This is a genomic window from Vibrio sp. NC2, assembly GCF_025195005.1.
Classification (GTDB): domain Bacteria; phylum Pseudomonadota; class Gammaproteobacteria; order Enterobacterales; family Vibrionaceae; genus Vibrio; species Vibrio splendidus.
Genome location: NZ_JANVFC010000010.1, coordinates 104,642 through 123,947, shown reverse-complemented (window position 1 = coordinate 123,947; position 19,306 = coordinate 104,642). Strand labels below are relative to the sequence as shown.

The window sequence follows — 19,306 nt, the reverse complement described above, 5'->3', positions numbered from 1 at the left end:
CGCATACAAAAAATGTGTAAATAAGAACTATTTGTATGAATAAATGGGTATATTTGGTTTGATGAGCTTAATACTTACATGATTGTCAAAATAATGCTCTAGGCTATATTGGTAGTGACCTCACGTTATTCTGATACTGAGTTGGTAGAGATATAAATCAGTGTTATAGTACGAATTAAATAATACATATCTAATAAGTAAGTAGACACATGGCTGGTCATTTCAATTCTATTTCAGGCTCTAAGCGAAGCCTTCATGTGCAAGTTGCACGTGAAATCGCTCGTGGTATTTTGTCGGGCAATTTGCCTCAAGGTTCTATTATCCCTGGTGAAATGGCTCTGTGTGAGCAATTTGGTATCAGTAGAACAGCATTAAGAGAAGCGGTTAAGCTTCTTACTTCAAAAGGCCTATTAGAATCTCGCCCTAAGATTGGTACTCGTGTTGTTGACCGCGCGTTCTGGAACTTCTTAGATCCACAATTGATCGAATGGATGGACGGTTTAGCTGACACCGACCAATTCTGCCATCAGTTTTTAGGCTTGCGTCGTGCCATCGAACCTGAAGCTTGTGCGTTGGCCGCTAAATTTGCAACTGCGGATCAACGAATTGAATTATCAGAAATTTTCCAAAAAATGGTGGAGATATCTAGCGAAGAGATTCTTGATAAAGAGCGTTGGCTAGATATTGATATGAAGTTCCATAGCCTAATCTTCAACGCGACAGGGAACGACTTTTACCTACCATTCGGCAATATCTTAACGACTATGTTTGTTAACTTTATTTCTCACTCTTCTGAAGAGGGAAGTACCTGCATTGAAGAACACCGCCAAATTTATGAAGCAATCATGGCGGGGAACAGTGATAAAGCGCGTCAAGCGTCAGCGAGTCACTTGCTAGAAACGAACCACAGGTTACCAATCGCTAGTTAATTGTTTTAAAAAGATTTTCACTTTGAATCTTTGTTGGAACTGGTTCATTGGAACTCAAAGGTACACCAGAAAAGCACGTTTAATACGTGCTTTTTTTGTATCTAAATTTGATGGAAACCTGACTGATGTCCAATATTTGACCTATTCTTTGCTGTTTTGTTAAAACCACTAGCAACCAGCCTTGTTAGTTATATAATAATACTAATCAAATTATTGTGAGTGTGATTATGCCTCAGTCTTTATTACCAAATATTCTTCAGTTTATCGGTCAGATAGACCCATTCGATAAGATCCCTAAAGAAGCGCTGCGCGAACTTGCCTCTAATGTTCAGATCACTTACCTCGGCAAAGGTGATGTGGTTGATCTGTGTGAATCGGGCAAAGAAAAGTCGCTTTACATCATTCGAACTGGCTCTATGGAGCAACGAAAATCGGACGGTGTGCTTCGCGCACGTTTAGGTAGCGAAGACTTGTTCGGTTTTACATTCTTAGATTCTGAAGTTAACGATGAGAAAGGCTATAGAGCCATCGCAATTGAGAACACCTTGCTTTATGTGATTCCACACTCGGCACTTCAAACGCTTTTCAAAGCTTTTCCAAGTTGCGCAGAACACTTTGCTTCACAGGCTCAGGTTCGTTTGAAGTCGGCATTGGATGTGGTGTGGTCAAATAAAGAGAAAGGCCTATTCATTCGTAAAGTTGAGGAAGTGGCAAGCGGGCAGGTAGCCATTGTTAAGTCTGAGCAAACCATCCAATCGGTAGCGGTGGAAATGCTTCATCAACGCTCACCATGTGCGGTGATCTATGAGGGTGAAACCATTGTTGGTTTGATTACCGACCGTGACATGACTAAGCGAGTGATCGCTCACGGTGTCAGCACTGATAGCCTGATCTCAGAGGTAATGACACACTCTCCACTCACAGTGAAACCGGATGATTTAGTGCTGCATGCTGCATCTATCATGATGCAATTCAATATCCGTAACTTGCCCGTTGTGAAAGAGAATAAGGTCGTTGGTCTCCTCACCACGTCTCACTTAGTTCAAAACCACCGTGTCCAAGCGATCTTCTTAATCGAGAAAATCAAATACGCGGGCAGTGTGAAAACCATGTCTTCGTTTACCCCAGAGCGACAAGCTATTTTTGAAGCGCTGGTGGAAGGCAAGGTTGCACCGGAAACCGTCGGTAAGGTAATGACCATGATTATGGATGCCTACACTCGTCGATTGATTCAAATAGCGATAGATAAATTAGGCCCACCACCGTGTGATTTCTCTTGGATCGTAGCCGGATCGCACGCGCGTAATGAAGTGCACATGTTGTCGGATCAAGACAGCGCGATTGTACTGGCTGATGATGCGACAGACAGTGACCGTATTTACTTCAAACACTTAGCGATGATGGTGACCAACGGATTGGCAAGCTGCGATTACCCGTTGTGCCCAGGTAAATTCATGGCAGCGACGCCAAAATGGTGTCAGCCACTCAATGTTTGGAAGCACTACTATAAAAAGTGGGTTGCCAACCCTGAGTATGAACGCCTACTCAACATCAGTGTGTTTCTAGAGATCCGTACTATTTATGGCAACAGTGAGTTCGAAGGCATTCTTCGTGATGAGCTGCATACCAATATTCGCGGCAACCGTGAGTTCCTAAGTACGCTCGTGAAAGATGCGGTCAATACCAATCCACCTTTGGGTATCTTCAACAGCTTGGTGTTAGAGAAATCGGGTGAGAACAAGAAAACCTTGAACGTGAAGAAATACGCCATCAACTTGATTATTGATTTAGCGCGTATTTATGGTCTCGCAGTGGAGTGTGACTTGTCGGCCACTGATGAACGCTTTGCGGCAGCCAATGAAAAAGGCATGCTGAGCGACGACGCATTCAAAAACATTCTAGGTGCTTACCAGTTCATTCTCTCTTTCCGATTCGGTCATCAACTTGAAGCGTTGAAGAACGGAGATGTGCCCGACAACAATATCAATCCAGATAGCTTTGGTAGCTTTGAACGTAAACACTTGAAAGATGCCTTTAGAATCATTGCTGACCTTCAAGAAGCGGCGAAAATTCGTTTCGGAGCGCGCTAATGAAATCGTTTTTAAATTACTTTCATCCGCTTGAGCGAATTAAACGTAAACGTAAGCAATATCTGGGAACGGTTAAGTTGCCAGAAGCGTTACATGATCTCGTAGATCAGCCTTGCCCTGAAATGACGGACTTGGCCAAAGACAGTGACTATATCGTGTTGGATCTTGAGACCACGGGTCTAGACAGCGAACAAGATCTGATTTTGTCCATGGGTTGGGTCGATGTGGTCAAGGGGCGAATAGACTTAGCGTCCGCCAAGCATATTTACCTGGATAACGATTCGCAGATCAACGCCGAAACCGCCGTGATCAACCATATTACGCCGCAAATGTTAGAAGAGGGCGCTTCTATTCATGATGCGATGCTGACGTTCTTCGAAGCAGCGAAAGGCAAGATTATTGTCGCGCACGCGTGCATGGTAGAAGAGAGGTTCATTAGCCAATATCTTCTTCGCTGTTACGGTTTACGAGCGATTCCTCTGCTTTGGCTAGACACATTGTGTATCGAAAAGAGTATGGAGAAAGCGATCAGCAATCATGAAGAAGTGGATTTGACTCTAGCAGGCACTCGCGAAAGATACGGGCTTCCTGAATACAACAATCATAATGCGCTTGCTGATGCAGTATCAACTGCGGAATTGTTTTTAGCTCAGCAGAAGCGAGTTGTGCCTAACGATGACGTGACCGTTGCATTTCTCTATCGGATCAGTCACTAGGGTGAGGAGCGTTAAGTACTCGGCTCTTATTTAAATGAATTGATTTGAAAGAAGAAAAGCCAGCGATTAAGCTGGCTTTTGTTTAGGTCTTAGAAAATTAGGACAGTAATTATCTTAGATTATTTATATAGCTATCGATTAGAAGCTGTAAGTAATACCTACACGGCTACGTAATTGACGGTCACGGCTGTCTTGAACGTTACCTAACTCAACGTATGGACGCCAGCTCCAGTCAGCCTCTTTGTAGCCCACTTTAAAGTTGTAATCCCACTCGTTGTCAGCACCACCGCCGCCAGTCCACTCGTTGTCAATGAAGTCTTCTGCGTAGTTAGCTTCAAAGCCGAACTGCCATGCATTCCAGTTGTAATCGATGTTACCTGTAACTTTACTGCGGTTCTTATTCTCGTTTGAAGAGTCAGATGTGTAGTCACGGAACTCGTGACGGTAGCGAAGTTTCGCCTTTAGGCCTGATTCGAAAGAGTATTGAACACGTACTTGCGGTTTGTAGGTTACGCTATCAGAACCAAACGTTACTGGCATACTTGGTTGAATTAACCAGTGCTCGTTAAGCTTGAATTTGTAACCGTATTCGAACTCGTTGTCTGCCGCTTCCCACTCAGAGAAAGGCTTACCTTTTTGCTTCATTTCAGCGCCGAAGAAGTGGTTATCGACAGAACCGCTCATCTTGATACGACTTGCCCAGTCTTCTGAGCCATGTTTGTACTCTTGGCGCGCGTCGAGTGATGCGGCAGACACGCTGCCTGCGAAAAGAGTCGCTAATACTGCAAGTGTTACTTTATTCGTTTTTATCATTGTTATTGTTTCCACTGTATCTAAATAAAAAGGGGTTACTAAAGGACCAACGTTGAGCCCTTTGTTGTATTTGGGATTATAGTTTTGGGTAAAGTAGTTCTACGTCTCGTTGAGCCCACACTTCAGCTAGCTGCTTCTTGACTGTGAATTCGCTGAAATCGGTCTCTGTTGCTAGTTTTACCCATTCAGGGTTTTCCATAGCTACGCCAGCTTTCAGGTAAAGCGGAGTCATACGTTCAACGCGACGACGTTCGTCTTTCTGTGTGTATGGCCACTCTTTCGATAGGTCGTTGTAATCAGCCATTAGCTGAATACCTGTGTCTAAAGAACCGCCTTTCTTATTGGTGTAGTTCCAAAGATCGATACCGACCTTGTCACCGATCTGAGCCATACCGATCAATGGATCTAGGCTGAAATAGTGGTAGTGGTAAGCACGCGTGCGCTCGATTTCATGAGGCTGAGAGCCGTCTTTTTCGAATTGAGTGTCGATACGCATCTTGCCTTTTTGAACCATTTGCTTAGCAAGCGTTTCGTTACCAATAAAGTAAGAAACACCTGCAACTTGATAGTCGTACCAAGTACCGTGGTTGTTTTCTGCGTAAGCTTCGCCTTTAGGACCGCCAGATAAATCATCGATGATCAACCAATCCAAGTATTCGCTGTACCATTGGGTGATTTGTGTTTCGTCAGACTCTGACCAGGTAGGTGATTGAGACAAAATAGCGATTGAATCTAACATGCGATCAGTCAGCGTTCTTGTATCGATGATTCCACCGCGGCGACCTTCTGCTACACCAGGAACACCTTGTCCGTAGTTCACGTTCGGGTTCATCTTGGTGTCTTCGTTGAAGAACCAAGTTCTTATGTATTCGATACCTTGCTGAGCATATTTTTCGTCTTGGCTAAAATAGTAGGCGACCGCTAATGCACGAACAGAACGGGTGAAGTGGCCAATACGTTTTGAGTCAGTTTCGTCAGTTTTTGATGCTGGGTTTGTTTTTCCGTCATGGCGAATCCATGGAAGCCCATCTTCTTTTGATTCATCAGGCCACCAGTATGGGCTAATGCTCATGTAATCGTTCTTGCTGCCACTTGGCGGAACCATTCCTTTATCAGCAACGCTAAAAGGACCATCGTTCATTGCTAGGTCGGCTTCTTCAATAAGCTTTGTGTACGCGTCTTTCATTGATTCAGAAGCATTGTCTGATTGAAGAAGAGTACGGTTCGCTTCTAATGTTGCTTCGTCTAAGAAAACGAATTCAGCGGCTATAGCCTGAGAACCAAAGGTGATAGCACCAATACAAGCAGCAAGATGTAGGAGTCGAGGGGCTTTCATATTTACGCCTTTTATTTTGAGTTAAGATAATACAAATATGCTAACGATTTGAAGGCTCATGATCTGTGAATTGGATCGTGTTGTGAGGACAAAACCACTATTTACAAAGGGTTACAAAGTCAGCCTGTCTTTGTAAGTGTATGATTTTTATTGTTTTGTTTGTCTGTTGATAATGATTTTTAAGGGTTTTGTTCATCAATAAATGTGCGCTACAGCAAAAAATTGAATCTTTAGATGTCATTTTTATTTGTAATACATTATTATTTACTAACTTTCTGTAGCAACACATAACTTTGCTGTGTTGATTACATGCACTGACGCTGCGAAGCGGATAAGTAAGAACGATTTAAAGGCTAAATGGTTAGAAAGGAAAAATGGCTAGAAGCAAAAATACTTTAAACCGCTAGGCATTTGTTTTAGGTGTTATAGAGCTCGACCAGAGATGGTTTGAAATGTAGTAGGCAAGGCAGTGACATAGCCTGCTATATAGATATGAACTTGATAGGAATGAACAGGGTTCGAATGGTTACCCGCTGTTCTTATTAGCGACAAAGAAGAAATCGTTGAAGTGCTTGCGAAAGCATTTTGATTATTGCTCCCAACTATTCTAATTATAACTTCTGCTTTCGTTTAGAAAGGTAGGAGACGGTAGTCGAAGATCTACCCTTGCGCTCATGTTGATACAGGCAACATGAGCGTTTTTTTATCTGAAATTTGAGTAGAGTGTCGTTTGAAGCGCAATAAGCGTGTAAGCCGCGGATTAAGAGCTAGGCTTTTAGGTTGATGACAGCGCGTTCAAGTGAGTCTGTTTGTTCTACTACTGAAGTTGCAGAAGCGGCGTTTTTTGAAGCGCTCGTTACATTCGTCAGTGTCAACTGTTTAATGGCATCTACGTTTTCGATGATCTCTGACGTCACTTCACTTTGCTCCTTCATAGCATTGGAGACTTCTAAACTGTTATTTAGAATGGTTTCCATGTCTGCGATAACCGATGTGATTCTTGAATGTGCCTTCTCACAAGAGTCCACACTGCTGTTACCTTTTTCACAACAATTTTGAATCGTGTTAACCACCATTTGGGTTTGATCTTGAACCCCTTGAATAATGGTTGAGATCTCTTCGGTTGAAAGCTGTGTTCTGCCAGCCAAGGTTCTCACTTCATCGGCGACGACCGCAAAACCACGACCTTGCTCTCCAGCGCGCGCTGCTTCAATAGCGGCGTTCAAAGCGAGTAGGTTGGTTTGTTCAGCAATGTCTTTAATCACTTCTAGTACGGTATTGATCTTTTCTGAGTGCACAGAAAGGCGATTCACTTCTTCACTCGCACTCACTAAGTCAGTTGAAAGCGTATTGATTGTGTCTCTGGTGAAGGCCACATCGTTCAGGCCATCATTTGCCGTGGAGAAGCTGGTTTGTGCATTTGCTGATGCATTTTCACTATTGGTCGCAACACTTTGGATATTGCTGCCCATTTGATTTATCGCGGTCGCAATATTTTCTGTTTGTCGTTGCTGCTTGTTTAAAGCGCTTTCCACTTTTATGCCGTCGTGTTGCAACTGGTTCGAAATGTTGCCGAGCTCTTGGATCGACCCTTGTACTTGACCAACAAGTTGACGAATATCTTCTAATACGGTGTTAAATGACTTGGCAATATCCGCAATTTCATCTGAACCGCTGTCTTCCGCTTTAACGGTAAAGTCACGTTGTTGGGATACGTGCAACATGGTTGCGTTTAACGAGGCTATCTTCTTAGCGACACGCGATGAGATCCCAAAGGACAGTGCAATCAGTAATCCAGTGACGGCGATTACGGAACTCACAATAAACGTAGTGATGGTTTGTTGAATCGATTCGACCTGTTGTTCTAAACGACCTTCAACGCCGGTAAATATCGAGATGATATCTTCAAACAGCATTTTCATTTCTGATTTCAGCTCACTGACCTTTGCAGGGTTGCGTTCTATCTCGTCTACCATCAAGGAAAAATCTTTGTCGTATTGTTTTACTTCTCGTGTCAGCTTGTCTAACTCTGGTACAGCAATGTCTGACTCTTTGAGTAAAACAGAAAAGCTATTCATCAACTGTTGGAAGTGTGAATACTCTTTGGCGAATTCAGGCTTGAGGGCTTTGTCGTGGCTGATCAGAAACTCTAGTTCCGTTCGATTTAGTTGAAGCATCGAAACTTCAAGCGACTTCACCTTGATCAGGGTTTTCTCAAGTTTGATCAGCTTTAGGTTTGCCATTTCAGTGAATGAGACGACAACCAATAACGAAATAATGGATAAACAAGCAAGGCTAAAAAGGGAGGTTTTAATTTTCATAGGCAGGCACCAAAGCAAAACAATATGACTCAACAACGTATTTGGGAATCTCGTTTCTCTTATTTGCGTGATCAGTAGCTTACAAGCGGATAACTGGGATCTGACTCGCAACGGAAACGTTTGCTTACAGTATTTTATGGAAAGGTTATGCGCAAGTTAAATATTTATTATTTTCAATGACTATTGGTGATTGTTTTATCACTAGATGGAGTGCTGTAAATAATAACGAGAGATTGAGCTATAGTCGGACCAAAGTGATGAGGCGAAGTGGTAGAGAAAAGAGCAAGTGAAAAAGCCAGGAACATTCATGCTTAGTCACATGAATGCTCGTTTCTCTTTTCTTGTCTTCTCTTGTTGTGTCTCTTGCTCTGGTCGCTTAATTGCAGACGGGTTAGCAGCAGACGGTTAGCTGCAGACGGGTTAGCAGCAGTCGTTTATATGTATGAGACCAACCCTGTGAGAGCCGTTTTTTAGTATTAGCTTTCCGTCGGCATCCAAACCTGTTTAGACGTGACTTTGTGGTCTTTAAAGGTCAGTTCTTCAACCTTGTCTCCGTTAGTATTCCAGCGAGTGAGTTTCCCGTTTGCTACTTCGCCTTCATCAAATTTCGCTTGACTGGCCTTATTGCCATTAGGGTAGTAGTCCGTTACCAATCCATCTTTTTGCCCGTCACTGAATTCGGCTGTTAGGCTTTGTTCGCCATTCGGATACCAGCGAGAGGCAACACCCGACAGCTCATTGTCTTTATAGTTGAGCTCCGCTTTTTTCTGTCCGTTTGGATACCAGGTCTCGGCCTTACCTTGCAGTTCACCTTTAACGTAATTCACTTTAGAAGCAACTTGGCCATTTGGGTACCAGTTGGTTTCTAACCCAAGTTCTAGGCCATCGGCAAATTGAGCTTGGGTCGCGACTTGGCCGTTATCGAACTTCTCTTCAAATTGACCAGTAAAGGGTTTTGAGTGGTTTACTTGATAAGCCACACCTTTGCGCATTTGTAAGTAGTCAACAGCATCATCGCTGGTGGCTGCATAGCTCATAGAAGATACCGTACTAAGAGCAATTAAGATTGGAACGTATTTCTTCATAATGACACCTTTTTAATGGACGAGGGGAAAGTGTAACTGGTGTGTTAAAAGCATTTCACTTCCGAGAACCACTGTCAGTATCTAATAGTGGTTTTCAAGTTTTCATTATTGGCTACCTAATATAGGGAACTTTTAAAAGCAAATTTCCAATTCTATTTGTACTACAAATGTGTTGGTTTAATTCATTTTTATAAATTATATCTAACGATATTTTTGCTGTTCTTCTTTGATCTTTGATCGTGACAAATAATAGTTTTTGTCGATAATTCTTCGTTTTTTAGAGGGTTAGTTCATGTTTTTCGGGGTTTTTGTCGAAATCTACTACGGATGGCTGCACTCACTTGAGGAATTATGCTCGCAGGTGGTGCAACTTTGAACTCGATCACTTGTATGATTAATTGAGTGTCAGACTGTAAGATCACTGTCACGTATTTAGATTATTGTAGTACAAATATGCTTGCCATCTATCTATAGTGACCTCAACAAAAAACATAAATAAAGGTCTCAAGATGGAACTCAATACCCTGATAGTTGGCATCTACTTCCTATTCTTAATTGCAATAGGGTGGATGTTCCGAACGTTTACAAGTACGACGAGTGATTACTTCCGTGGGGGAGGTAATATGCTGTGGTGGATGGTAGGTGCAACCGCATTTATGACCCAGTTCAGTGCGTGGACATTTACTGGTGCAGCAGGTAAAGCCTTTACCGATGGTTTTGCCGTAGCGATTATCTTTATCGCGAACGCATTCGGTTACCTAATGAACTACCTTTACTTCGCTCCGAAGTTCCGCCAACTGCGCGTTGTGACGGTTATTGAAGCGATTCGTATGCGTTTTGGTAAGGTGAATGAGCAAGTATTCACTTGGTCTGGTATGCCAAACAGCGTTATCTCTGCAGGTATTTGGTTGAATGGCCTTGCGATCATCGCATCGGGTATCTTCGGCTTTGATATGACAACGACGATTGTCCTAACGGGTCTGGTTGTACTGGTGATGTCAGTAACGGGCGGCTCTTGGGCGGTAATCGCATCTGACTTTATGCAGATGGTTATCATTATGGCAGTGACAGTAACGTGTGCTGTAGTAGCGGTCTACCACGGTGGCGGTGTTACGCAAATCATCAATGATTTCCCAACCGATTCATTTATCACGGGTGATAACCTTAACTACCTAAGCATCTTCAGCATCTGGGCGGTGTTCATCTTCTTGAAGCAGTTCAGTATCACCAATAACATGCTGAACTCTTACCGTTACCTTGCAGCGAAAGACTCAAACAACGCACGTAAAGCAGCACTGCTTGCTTGTGTACTAATGACACTGGGTCCAATCATTTGGTTCATGCCTTCATGGTTCATGGCAGGTCAAGGTGTTGATTTAGCAGCAGCTTACCCAGAAGCTGGCAGCAAAGCCGCTGACTTCGCTTACCTATATTTCGTTCAAGAGTACATGCCGGTTGGTATGGTTGGCCTTCTGATTGCCGCGATGTTCGCAGCAACAATGTCTTCAATGGACTCTGGTCTAAACCGTAACTCAGGTATTTTTGTTAAGAACTTCTACGAGCCGATTCTTCGCCCTAAAGCGACAGAGAAAGAGCTAATGGTCGTTTCTAAAATAACGTCTACTTTCTTTGGCATCGCGATCATCTTGGTTGCTCTGTTCATTAACTCTCTTAAAGGTCTGAGCCTTTTCGACACCATGATGTACGTGGGCGCATTGATCGGCTTCCCAATGACGATTCCTGCATTCTGTGGCTTCTTCATCCGTAAAACACCAGATTGGGCAGGTTGGGGCACGCTAGTTGTAGGTGGTGTGGTTTCTTACTTCGTTGGTTTCGTTATCACAGCGGACATGATTCAAAACTGGTTCGGTCTAAACGAACTAACTGGCCGTGAGTGGGCTGACCTGAAAGTGGCTATCGGCCTTATCGGTCACATCGTATTTACTGCTGGCTTCTTCGTTCTTTCAACATTGTTCTACAAGCCATTACCGGAACACCGTGAGAAAGATGTCGACAAGTTCTTCAATAACCTAGCGACACCGTTAGTTGCTGAGAGTAATGAACAGAAGAAACTGGATAACAAGCAACGTCGTATGTTGGGTTCACTTATCGCGGTAGCGGGTGTGGGCGTAATGACTATGTTTGTACTGCCAAACCCTATGTGGGGACGCATGGTATTCGTTCTGTGTGGTTTGATTGTGTTCTCTGTTGGTCTGTTACTTGTTAAAGCGGTCGATGACAAAGTCGAGCAACAAGACGAAGTGACTCCAGCCGAAGGCTAATTTAATACGCATCCTTAATAACATCACGGCCACCTAAATGGGTGGCCGTCATTTTTATAATCCAAACTTTAACGTGAGATGTACGATGAACAAAAAACTATTATCGGTAAGTATTATTAGCGCGTTCACGCTCGCTTTTGCAACAGGCTGTACGACACAAGAGAAAACAGCACCCGTAGTCAGTGTCGCTGAACAAGCTGCGCCAGCTATTAGCGAAATCGACCGTAGTTACCTATTGAACAGTGATCGCTTAACTGAGGTCGATGGCAACACATTAGCCGTTGCTTCAGAAGAACAAGTGGCTGCGCTTAAAGCACAATTTGAAAACCTAAAAGATGGCGACGAAGTGGTGATCCCTGCCGGTAAATACGCGAACTTAGGTCAAGTGACGATCACGGCGAGTGACATCACCATTAAAGCCGAACAAGCAGGTTCTGCGTGGTTAACTGGCCTAGTTCAATTTGAACTGAAAGGCGATGACATCACGCTTGATGGCCTAGTGTTTACCGAAGGCGGTCCAAACGAAAGGTTTGGCGGCGTACGAATGATGGGCGACAACAACACTTTAAAGAATTCAACATTTTATTACTTTAACCACGCTTATGAATATCAACCAGATGAGCGTCGTTCTGAATACCCAAGATACCTTTGGGTTTCTTTGTGGGGTAAAGACGGTAAAGTCATCAACAACCGTTTCGAAGGTAAGCAAAAACGCGGCACGTTGATTGGTGTGCAAAAAGATGACACGCCAGACAACCATCTAATCGCAAATAATATCTTCATGGATCAAAAGCCGAACCAGTTTAACGAATTCGATATCAAAGAGGCGATTCGTTACAACGGCAACAGCTGGGAAGCACTTCGTATTGGTGATTCAAAATCTTCTCAGTGGGACTCTAATTCAAAATTCGTTAATAACTTGATGATCGACATGGATGGCGAGCGCGAGCTTGTCTCAGTTAAGTCGGGTGGCAACACAATTTCTGGTAATACAATTTTTGAAAGTTCTGCTTTGATTTCTTTGCGTCATGGTAAAGGAAGTAGTGTTGAAAATAACATTATTCTAGGTAATAAAAAGAACTTAACGGGTGGTATTCGAATCTACGACGAAGACCATGTTATCCGTAATAACTACATTGCGAATACTCGTGGACGTGACGGTGTGATTGAAGGCAATGCTGACCTACGTGGCGGCATTGTTATTAACACAGGTATCATCGACGTAGCGAATGGTGAGCAGCTAGATCAATCAGTGAAGGGCAAAGAGCTGAACAAGCAGTGGACGCCGAAAAATATCACCATCGAGAACAACTCTCTAGTCGACACTGAGTGGGGCATTATCTATGGCAACCAAACTCACCGTGTTAGCCTGTTCAATAATGCGGAAGTTGAAAAGATTTATGCAGGTGTTGATGTGGCGTTCAAACACAACGTGGTTGATAACTCGCAATCTCCTGAGTTTGTCAGTGTGCGTGCAACGCAAGATTACCCGCTAATGGGCGCAACGTATGACAATGAAACATATGTTGGCCAAGTGACAGCATCTGAGCAGATCTCGAGCTTCTCTGTTGAGTTGCCCGCAATGACCGTTACTAACGGCATTAACGCTTACCAAGGTGAAGGTGCAGATGTATCTAAACTTGCAGTGGTAACCGCTGAAACAGCGGGTCCGGACTACGTGCTTGAGAATACGACTAAGTAACTTATTGGTTATTACTTAATTGCTAATGGCTTAATGGCTAATGCTTAATGGTTAGAGCTATCGAATAAATTCAGATAGCTGTCTTGGTCATTAACACTTAACAAGCCTCAACGGGTAATATCTGTTGAGGCTTTATCGATCTTAGGTCGTGACCATCTCAATCTTACGTCGTGACTACTGTGATTTATACTTATGTAGCAGATCCCAAGGGATATGGCATAAGTGATGATCTTCAGGAAATAGGCTCAAATGATGCTGGTGGATATCATCACTCGCGACATAGTGAGTTAACGGCAATATCTCAAGTGCGATACGGTCGGCGTCGTCACGAGAGGCAATATAGTGCTTAGCTTCGGTTAAGTGTTCTGCGTTAGTACTGTAAACGCCTGTGCGGTATTTTTCTCCGACATCGACACCTTGTTTATTGACGCTGTAAGGGTCGATAATCTCAAACAAGTGTTTCATCAAAATCATTACAGACGTGACGCTTGGATCAAATTCAATTTGTACGCATTCTGCATAGCCATCGTAATCGCTTTGTGTGCCATTGCATTGCGTGCTATCGCATTGCGTCGCCCCGTTTTCTGTTAGCTGGGCGCTTCCATTGGCACGGCCTGCTTCTGTGCTGATAACACCAGGAACGTATTTAATAAATTCCTGTACGCCCCATAAGCAACCGCCAGCTAAATAAATTTGTTCCATACTTACCTTTTACTTCTCTGTGTTTGTTGATGTTCGTTCGATGGGTGAATCAATACGATGATACCCGCACGTATAAAAAAGCGCCTATAAAGAATGAGCGCGCAAATAAAAACAAGCGTTTAGGTATTGTAAACCTGTGCGACTGAACAAACATAAGTTTAATATGATTTGTGATTATATAAGTCAGTATTGCTTTGTCATCACCCGAATCTCAACATCAAGTGAGCGTTACTCTAAACATGTTTGACCAAATAAAAGACTTCATTAATCCGAGCAAGAACCCAGATCTTACTCTGGCCCATGAATACCAGCGTCAGCATCTGCCGACATTGTGGCTATTGGGAAAAACGGGGGCGGGCAAGTCATCGTTTATTCAAGCGGTGACTGGTGACTCTTCTGTAGAAGTGGGCAATGGTTTTGCGCCTTGTACCATGACGGCGATGTCTTACGAATTCCCACAAGACAAACCCGTGATGCGCTTTCTCGATACCAGAGGACTAAGCGAAGCGAATTATGATGCGAAAGAGGATCTGGAAGAGATTGGTCAGGCAGGTAATGCGTTAGTCGTTGTGATTAAAGCCGACGAACCTGAACAATCCTCAGTGCTTGCGGCTCTAAAGCAGATTAAGAAACAGAAGAAAATTAAACACTTGCTGCTTGTTCATACTGCAGTGTTGTCTTCCAGTGAAACAGATCGAGCAAGGCAGGTTCAGTTCAACACCAACCAAGTAGAGAAGGCTTGGGGTAAAGAGTTTGAATCGGTATCGGTCGATTTCGAAACGGATGACTCGAGCAATAACAGTGGTTCAATTTACAACTATGACATCTTGTTAGAAAAGCTGACCAGTATTCTTCCTGTTATTGGAATGATGGTGCAAGACAAAGAGCACTCCACTCAAGAAGAAGCCAACTTTGATCAAGTAGAAAACGAAGTGCTTTGGTATGCGGGAAGTGCGGCAGCGAGCGACCTGATTCCGGGTGTTGGGTTGGTGTCGGTACCTGCGATTCAAGCCAAAATGCTTCATAGCTTGGCGAATCAATATGGGGTCGAATGGAACAAGAGAGTCTTCAGTGAGCTCATAGGCACTCTGGGAAGCAGCTTTGCGTTGCAATACGGAATGAAGCTGGGCACTCGACAGTTGATAAAGCTGATTCCAGTTTATGGTCAAACGGTAGGGGCGGTGGCTGCAGCGGCAATGAGTTTCGGCACCTCTTATGGTTTAGGTCGCGCGGCTTGTTTTTACTTCTATCATAAGAACAAAGGCGAAGAAGTGTCTGAGCAAGAGATGCTGAAGATCTACAAAGAATCCCTGAAAAAAGGAAAGGCGGCGTCGGGTTATGAAGAAAATTAGAAACCTATTTCGATTACTGGCGGTGTTATCGAGCGGCCGTTGGGGCATTGCCCTGATTTCGGCCATCTTCCCAAGCATTATCATGATGGGCTTTGGTGTGTTCTTGGCGGTCAAATACGGTTACCTACTCGAAATGTCGATTGCCATTGCCGTGAGTACCTTGGTATTCACCATTCCCTTGTTCATTTCTAGTCGTTCTTCAAGCCGCTCTTCACGCCGATCTTCAAGTACGGAGCCCTTCTCAAATAAAGAGAGCGACGGCCTTGGCGAGGATACTGCTGAAGCTGAATCACAACATAACAAAGCTGATATCAACGATGCATTGGTTAAGGCTTCGACTGATTGGTCTCAAAAAGAACTGTCGATCTGGAATGATTCAAAACATCATGTACGCCAACAATTAATGGTCGACATAGAGTGGGGCAACCTAGACCAAACCGGTTTAGAAGTACTTGAGTTTGTGGCGAAAAAGTTTGATAAGAAATCGCTCGATTTCTCGATTCCTGAAGGGCTAAAGCTGTTCGAAGAGGTAAGCCGACGCTACAAACTGGTAGTGCGAGAGCATATACCGGGCATTGAGTATCTCAAGGTTTCTTACATTAAGGCGGGCTACGAAGCCTATGATAAATATGGCGAACTAGGGCAAAAGATCGTTAAGGCCGCTATTTGGGGGAATCACCTCAAAAACCTCTATTTGAACCCGTTAAAAGTTGTTTCTGATTTAGGTAGAGAGCAAGCGACATCTTCAATGACAAGAGGTGTGGTTGATGACATGCAATACGCCGCCAAACAAGCCTTATTAGATGAAGTTGCGGCGGTGGCGATTGATCTCTATAGCGGACGTTTCAGCATTGAAGATGAAGCACTTAAAGCGTCCGATGTTTCTGAACTCGACGAACAACGCTTTGCTCCTGAATTAGAGCCTGTGCGAATCGTGCTGGTGGGGCAAACCAGTTCTGGTAAATCTTCACTTATCAATGCGCTTAAGCAAGAGTTGGTTGCCGAGGTCGATGTACTGCCATCAACCGACACTTCAACCGTATACAACGCATTTGTCGACGACAATGATGTTCGCGTGGTTGATCTTCAAGGGCTTGATGGCAATCCTAAAACCGAAGCCTTAATGCTGAAAGAGATGACCCAAGCCGATGTGGTGTTATGGGTGCTTAAAGCCAATCAATCTGCGCGTGATTTGGATAAGCAATTGAAAGATAGATTTGATGCTTTCTATGACGATCCTAAGAACATCTCACGCAAGAAACCGATTGTGGTGTCGGTTGTGAATCAGGTAGACCGATTAAAGCCTGTAGACGATTGGCAACCGCCGTATGACTTAGAGAATCCAACATCAACCAAAGCAAAGATCATTGCTCAAGCGCTCGAATACAATCATATATTGCTGCAAACCGATATCGTGTTACCGCTCGCGATTGCGCCAGAAAAGGTACAGTTTGGTTTAGATACTTTAAGGCAGACGTTGATTGAGCGTATCGCTGACGCAAATAACGTTCAGAGAAATCGCCAACGTTTAGAAGCCATGAAAAGAGGGACGTCGGTTAAAGGCCAACTGAATAAAGCGGTCAAGGCGGGTAAGAAGGTGGCACCCAGTGCATTGAAAGCAGCGACGCCAAAACTGGCTGAAATGGCCATCAAGCAAGTCGTGAAGAAAAAGTAGTCCACGACTGCGGCTGCAAAACGGTTCTGATGAGTCTTGAGCCTCATCAGAGCTTATCTTTTCTAGAGCTTGGCTTTTTAGAAAGTAGCTTTTCCAGAAAACAGCCACCTTAACCCTATATTGGATAAGTATTGAATTTTAAAATAGCTGCTATTATTAAGCCTCTCGCTGAACTAGTTTAATAGTATATAAACGGCTGTGATTCACAGTTTATATAACATGCTATCGTATTTAATTATCATTCTAAATGTTGATCACATTTATACTTTTCTAAGCTGTATTTATAAAACAATTGCACTATATTTAAATTTCGGATCATCTTGATTTCAACGTAGGGATATATTGTGAACATGTATCTGAAATGGCAATCAACAACATGGCTAACCTTGTTAGCTTGGTATACCTTAGATCACCAGCTCTCGTTCCGCCTTTCTTCAGAGTAGTACCCTCTAGGCGTCACGCGCCAGCAAAGCAGCGTGCTTTGTTTACCTATCAGCAGCTTTGATAACCTTTGAACGCATGAATGTCGCACTTATTATTTCGTGCAGAATATTCGTTGTTTTGTCGTTCTCGATAATTATCTCAGCCTCTGTTTAGGTTTGATTAATAAGTCATTATTTAACTTGTTTATTTTCATTGTTAATTTCCGTCTATCTTTATACGGAGCTATTAAATTAATGGTGAGGATTCGTGACATCTAAAGAAAATAGATTTCGACCTGATCGGAATGTATAGAAAGGTACTATTATGGAAAACTTCAAACATCTACCAGAACCGTTTCGTATTCGTGTTGTAGAGCCAGTAAAAAGAACAACCTCTGCATATCGTGAACAAGCCATTGTTGACGCGGGCATGAACCCATTCTTACTGGATAGTGATGATGTGTTTATCGACTTACTGACAGACAGCGGTACAGGTTCTATCACTCAGCGTATGCAAGCCGCGATGCTAATGGGTGATGAAGCGTACAGTGGTAGCCGCAGTTACTACGCATTGTCGAATGCGGTTAAGGATATCTTCGGTTACGAGTTGACGATTCCAACCCACCAAGGGCGCGGCGCAGAGCAGATCTACATTCCTGTTCTTATCAAGAAGCGTGAAATGGAGAAAGGGCTCGATCGCAGAAAAATGGTCGCTCTGTCGAACTACTTCTTCGATACCACGCAAGGCCACACCCAAGTGAATTGCTGTGTGGCGAAGAACGTTTATACCAAAGAAGCGTTCGATACCTCAGTGAATGCGGACTTCAAAGGCAACTTCGATGTGGTGAAGCTGGAAGAAGCGATCTTAGAAGCGGGCGCGGCTAATGTTCCTTACATTGTGAGTACCATTACTTGTAACTCTGCTGGTGGGCAGCCAGTGTCTATCGCCAATCTAAAAGCCGTGTATCAAGTGGCTCAGAAGTACGACATCCCTGTGATCATGGACTCTGCACGCTACGCTGAAAATGCCTACTTCATTCAACAACGAGAAGCGGGTTATCAAGATTGGACAATCGAACAGATCACGCGTGAGTCTTACAAATACGCGGATGGCTTAGCCATGTCTGCTAAGAAAGATGCCATGGTACAAATGGGCGGCTTGTTGTGCTTTAAAGACGACTCTTTCATGGATGTGTACACAGAGTGTCGAACCTTGTGTGTCGTGCAAGAAGGCTTCCCAACCTATGGTGGCTTAGAAGGTGGCGCGATGGAGCGTCTTGCGGTTGGCCTTTATGACGGCATGCGCCAAGATTGGTTAGAGTACCGTATTGGTCAGGTTCAATACTTAGTTGATGGCTTAGAAGCGATGGGCATCGTGTGCCAGCAAGCAGGCGGTCATGCTGCGTTTGTGGATGCGGGTAAACTGCTTCCTCATATTCCAGCAGGTCAGTTCCCAGCACATGCTTTGGCGTGTGAACTCTATAAAGTCGCGGGTATCAGAGCGGTTGAGATTGGCTCATTGCTGCAAGGTCGCGACCCTGCCACGGGCGAGCAACATCCATGCCCTGCAGAGTTATTGCGCCTTACCATTCCTCGCGCGACCTACACACAAACTCACATGGACTTCATCATCGAAGCATTCGAAAAAGTGAAAGAGAATGCAGGACAAGTGAAAGGGCTCGATTTTACTTACGAACCGCCGGTGTTAAGACATTTCACTGCGCGCTTGAAAGAGGTTGAAACCGTTGAAAAACAAACCGAAAAAAAGAACGAACAAACGCTCGAAGAAGCATTTTAAAATAAAAACATAAGCGAATAGTCACTAGAAACATAATCAAAGGCTCCCTCGAGAGCCTTTTCTTTATTGGATGATAGGGGAGT

Annotated in this window: 13 protein-coding genes; 8 read left to right on the top strand and 5 right to left on the bottom strand. The window is 43.8% G+C overall.

Annotation, left to right across the window (positions count from 1 at the left end; genetic code table 11):
* Positions 1-209: 209 nt before the first annotated feature.
* The 3 genes from NX845_RS14525 to NX845_RS14515 all read left to right on the top strand — a co-directional run bounded on the left by NX845_RS14525 (position 210) and on the right by NX845_RS14515 (position 3,735).
* Positions 210-929, top strand: a complete 720-nt coding sequence (locus NX845_RS14525) for a FadR/GntR family transcriptional regulator (protein WP_004733531.1) — start codon at positions 210-212, stop codon at positions 927-929.
* Positions 930-1,156: 227 nt separating this feature from the next.
* Positions 1,157-3,019 carry a DUF294 nucleotidyltransferase-like domain-containing protein gene (locus NX845_RS14520; RefSeq protein WP_004733532.1) on the top strand — a complete coding sequence of 621 codons (1,863 nt, stop codon included), beginning with the start codon at positions 1,157-1,159 and terminating at the stop codon, positions 3,017-3,019.
* Positions 3,019-3,735 (top strand): 3'-5' exonuclease, encoded by a 717-nt coding sequence (locus NX845_RS14515; protein WP_017077162.1) that lies wholly within the window; start codon positions 3,019-3,021, stop codon positions 3,733-3,735. Before NX845_RS14520 ends, NX845_RS14515 begins: the two co-directional genes overlap by 1 nt.
* A gap of 138 nt (positions 3,736-3,873) precedes the next feature.
* Here the strand turns inward: NX845_RS14515 and NX845_RS14510 are convergent, their stop codons facing one another.
* The 4 genes from NX845_RS14510 to NX845_RS14495 form a co-directional block, all read right to left on the bottom strand.
* Positions 3,874-4,548, bottom strand: a complete 675-nt coding sequence (locus NX845_RS14510) for an oligogalacturonate-specific porin KdgM family protein (protein WP_065682232.1) — start codon at positions 4,546-4,548, stop codon at positions 3,874-3,876.
* 76 nt (positions 4,549-4,624) lie between these two features.
* Positions 4,625-5,884, bottom strand: a complete 1,260-nt coding sequence (locus NX845_RS14505; RefSeq protein ID WP_102450741.1) for an alginate lyase family protein — start codon at positions 5,882-5,884, stop codon at positions 4,625-4,627.
* 767 nt (positions 5,885-6,651) lie between these two features.
* A complete protein-coding gene (locus NX845_RS14500) occupies positions 6,652-8,205 on the bottom strand; it encodes a methyl-accepting chemotaxis protein (RefSeq protein WP_260256956.1) in 1,554 nt (517 codons plus the stop codon).
* 476 nt (positions 8,206-8,681) lie between these two features.
* Positions 8,682-9,290, bottom strand: coding sequence for a toxin-antitoxin system YwqK family antitoxin (locus NX845_RS14495; RefSeq protein ID WP_004733536.1), 609 nt, complete (start codon positions 9,288-9,290; stop codon positions 8,682-8,684).
* Positions 9,291-9,799: 509 nt separating this feature from the next.
* On the opposite strand from NX845_RS14495, the gene NX845_RS14490 reads away from it, so the two are divergent.
* Complete coding sequence (locus tag NX845_RS14490; RefSeq protein ID WP_017077159.1) at positions 9,800-11,572, top strand: sodium:solute symporter family transporter; 1,773 nt, start codon at positions 9,800-9,802, stop codon at positions 11,570-11,572.
* Between the two features lie 85 nt (positions 11,573-11,657).
* Complete coding sequence (locus tag NX845_RS14485; protein ID WP_260256955.1) at positions 11,658-13,274, top strand: polysaccharide lyase 6 family protein; 1,617 nt, start codon at positions 11,658-11,660, stop codon at positions 13,272-13,274.
* Between the two features lie 174 nt (positions 13,275-13,448).
* On the opposite strand, the gene NX845_RS14480 is transcribed toward NX845_RS14485, so the two are convergent.
* Positions 13,449-13,976 carry a peptide-methionine (S)-S-oxide reductase gene (locus NX845_RS14480; protein WP_243583492.1) on the bottom strand — a complete coding sequence of 176 codons (528 nt, stop codon included), beginning with the start codon at positions 13,974-13,976 and terminating at the stop codon, positions 13,449-13,451.
* 239 nt (positions 13,977-14,215) lie between these two features.
* On the opposite strand from NX845_RS14480, the gene NX845_RS14475 reads away from it, so the two are divergent.
* The 3 genes from NX845_RS14475 (at position 14,216) to tnaA (ending at position 19,223) form a co-directional block, all read left to right on the top strand.
* A complete protein-coding gene (locus tag NX845_RS14475; protein ID WP_260256954.1) occupies positions 14,216-15,328 on the top strand; it encodes a YcjF family protein in 1,113 nt (370 codons plus the stop codon).
* On the top strand, positions 15,315-17,003 hold the full coding sequence (locus tag NX845_RS14470) for a GTPase family protein (RefSeq protein WP_260256952.1): 1,689 nt from the start codon (positions 15,315-15,317) through the stop codon (positions 17,001-17,003). Before NX845_RS14475 ends, NX845_RS14470 begins: the two co-directional genes overlap by 14 nt.
* A gap of 747 nt (positions 17,004-17,750) precedes the next feature.
* Positions 17,751-19,223, top strand: a complete 1,473-nt coding sequence (gene tnaA, locus NX845_RS14465) for a tryptophanase (protein WP_260256951.1) — start codon at positions 17,751-17,753, stop codon at positions 19,221-19,223.
* Positions 19,224-19,306: the final 83 nt, after the last annotated feature.

Bases quoted from the DNA above. Each gene is read 5' to 3' on its own strand.
- NX845_RS14490 (WP_017077159.1), top strand. From the start codon at position 9,800: ATGGAACTCAATACCCTGATAGTTGGCATCTACTTCCTATTCTTAATT.
- NX845_RS14515 (WP_017077162.1), top strand. From the start codon at position 3,019: ATGAAATCGTTTTTAAATTACTTTCATCCGCTTGAGCGAATTAAACGT.
- NX845_RS14475 (WP_260256954.1), top strand. From the start codon at position 14,216: ATGTTTGACCAAATAAAAGACTTCATTAATCCGAGCAAGAACCCAGAT.
- NX845_RS14505 (WP_102450741.1), bottom strand. From the start codon at position 5,884: ATGAAAGCCCCTCGACTCCTACATCTTGCTGCTTGTATTGGTGCTATC.
- NX845_RS14480 (WP_243583492.1), bottom strand. From the start codon at position 13,976: ATGGAACAAATTTATTTAGCTGGCGGTTGCTTATGGGGCGTACAGGAA.
- tnaA (WP_260256951.1), top strand. From the start codon at position 17,751: ATGGAAAACTTCAAACATCTACCAGAACCGTTTCGTATTCGTGTTGTA.
- NX845_RS14485 (WP_260256955.1), top strand. From the start codon at position 11,658: ATGAACAAAAAACTATTATCGGTAAGTATTATTAGCGCGTTCACGCTC.
- NX845_RS14525 (WP_004733531.1), top strand. From the start codon at position 210: ATGGCTGGTCATTTCAATTCTATTTCAGGCTCTAAGCGAAGCCTTCAT.
- NX845_RS14520 (WP_004733532.1), top strand. From the start codon at position 1,157: ATGCCTCAGTCTTTATTACCAAATATTCTTCAGTTTATCGGTCAGATA.
- NX845_RS14495 (WP_004733536.1), bottom strand. From the start codon at position 9,290: ATGAAGAAATACGTTCCAATCTTAATTGCTCTTAGTACGGTATCTTCT.
- NX845_RS14500 (WP_260256956.1), bottom strand. From the start codon at position 8,205: ATGAAAATTAAAACCTCCCTTTTTAGCCTTGCTTGTTTATCCATTATT.
- NX845_RS14510 (WP_065682232.1), bottom strand. From the start codon at position 4,548: ATGATAAAAACGAATAAAGTAACACTTGCAGTATTAGCGACTCTTTTC.
- NX845_RS14470 (WP_260256952.1), top strand. From the start codon at position 15,315: ATGAAGAAAATTAGAAACCTATTTCGATTACTGGCGGTGTTATCGAGC.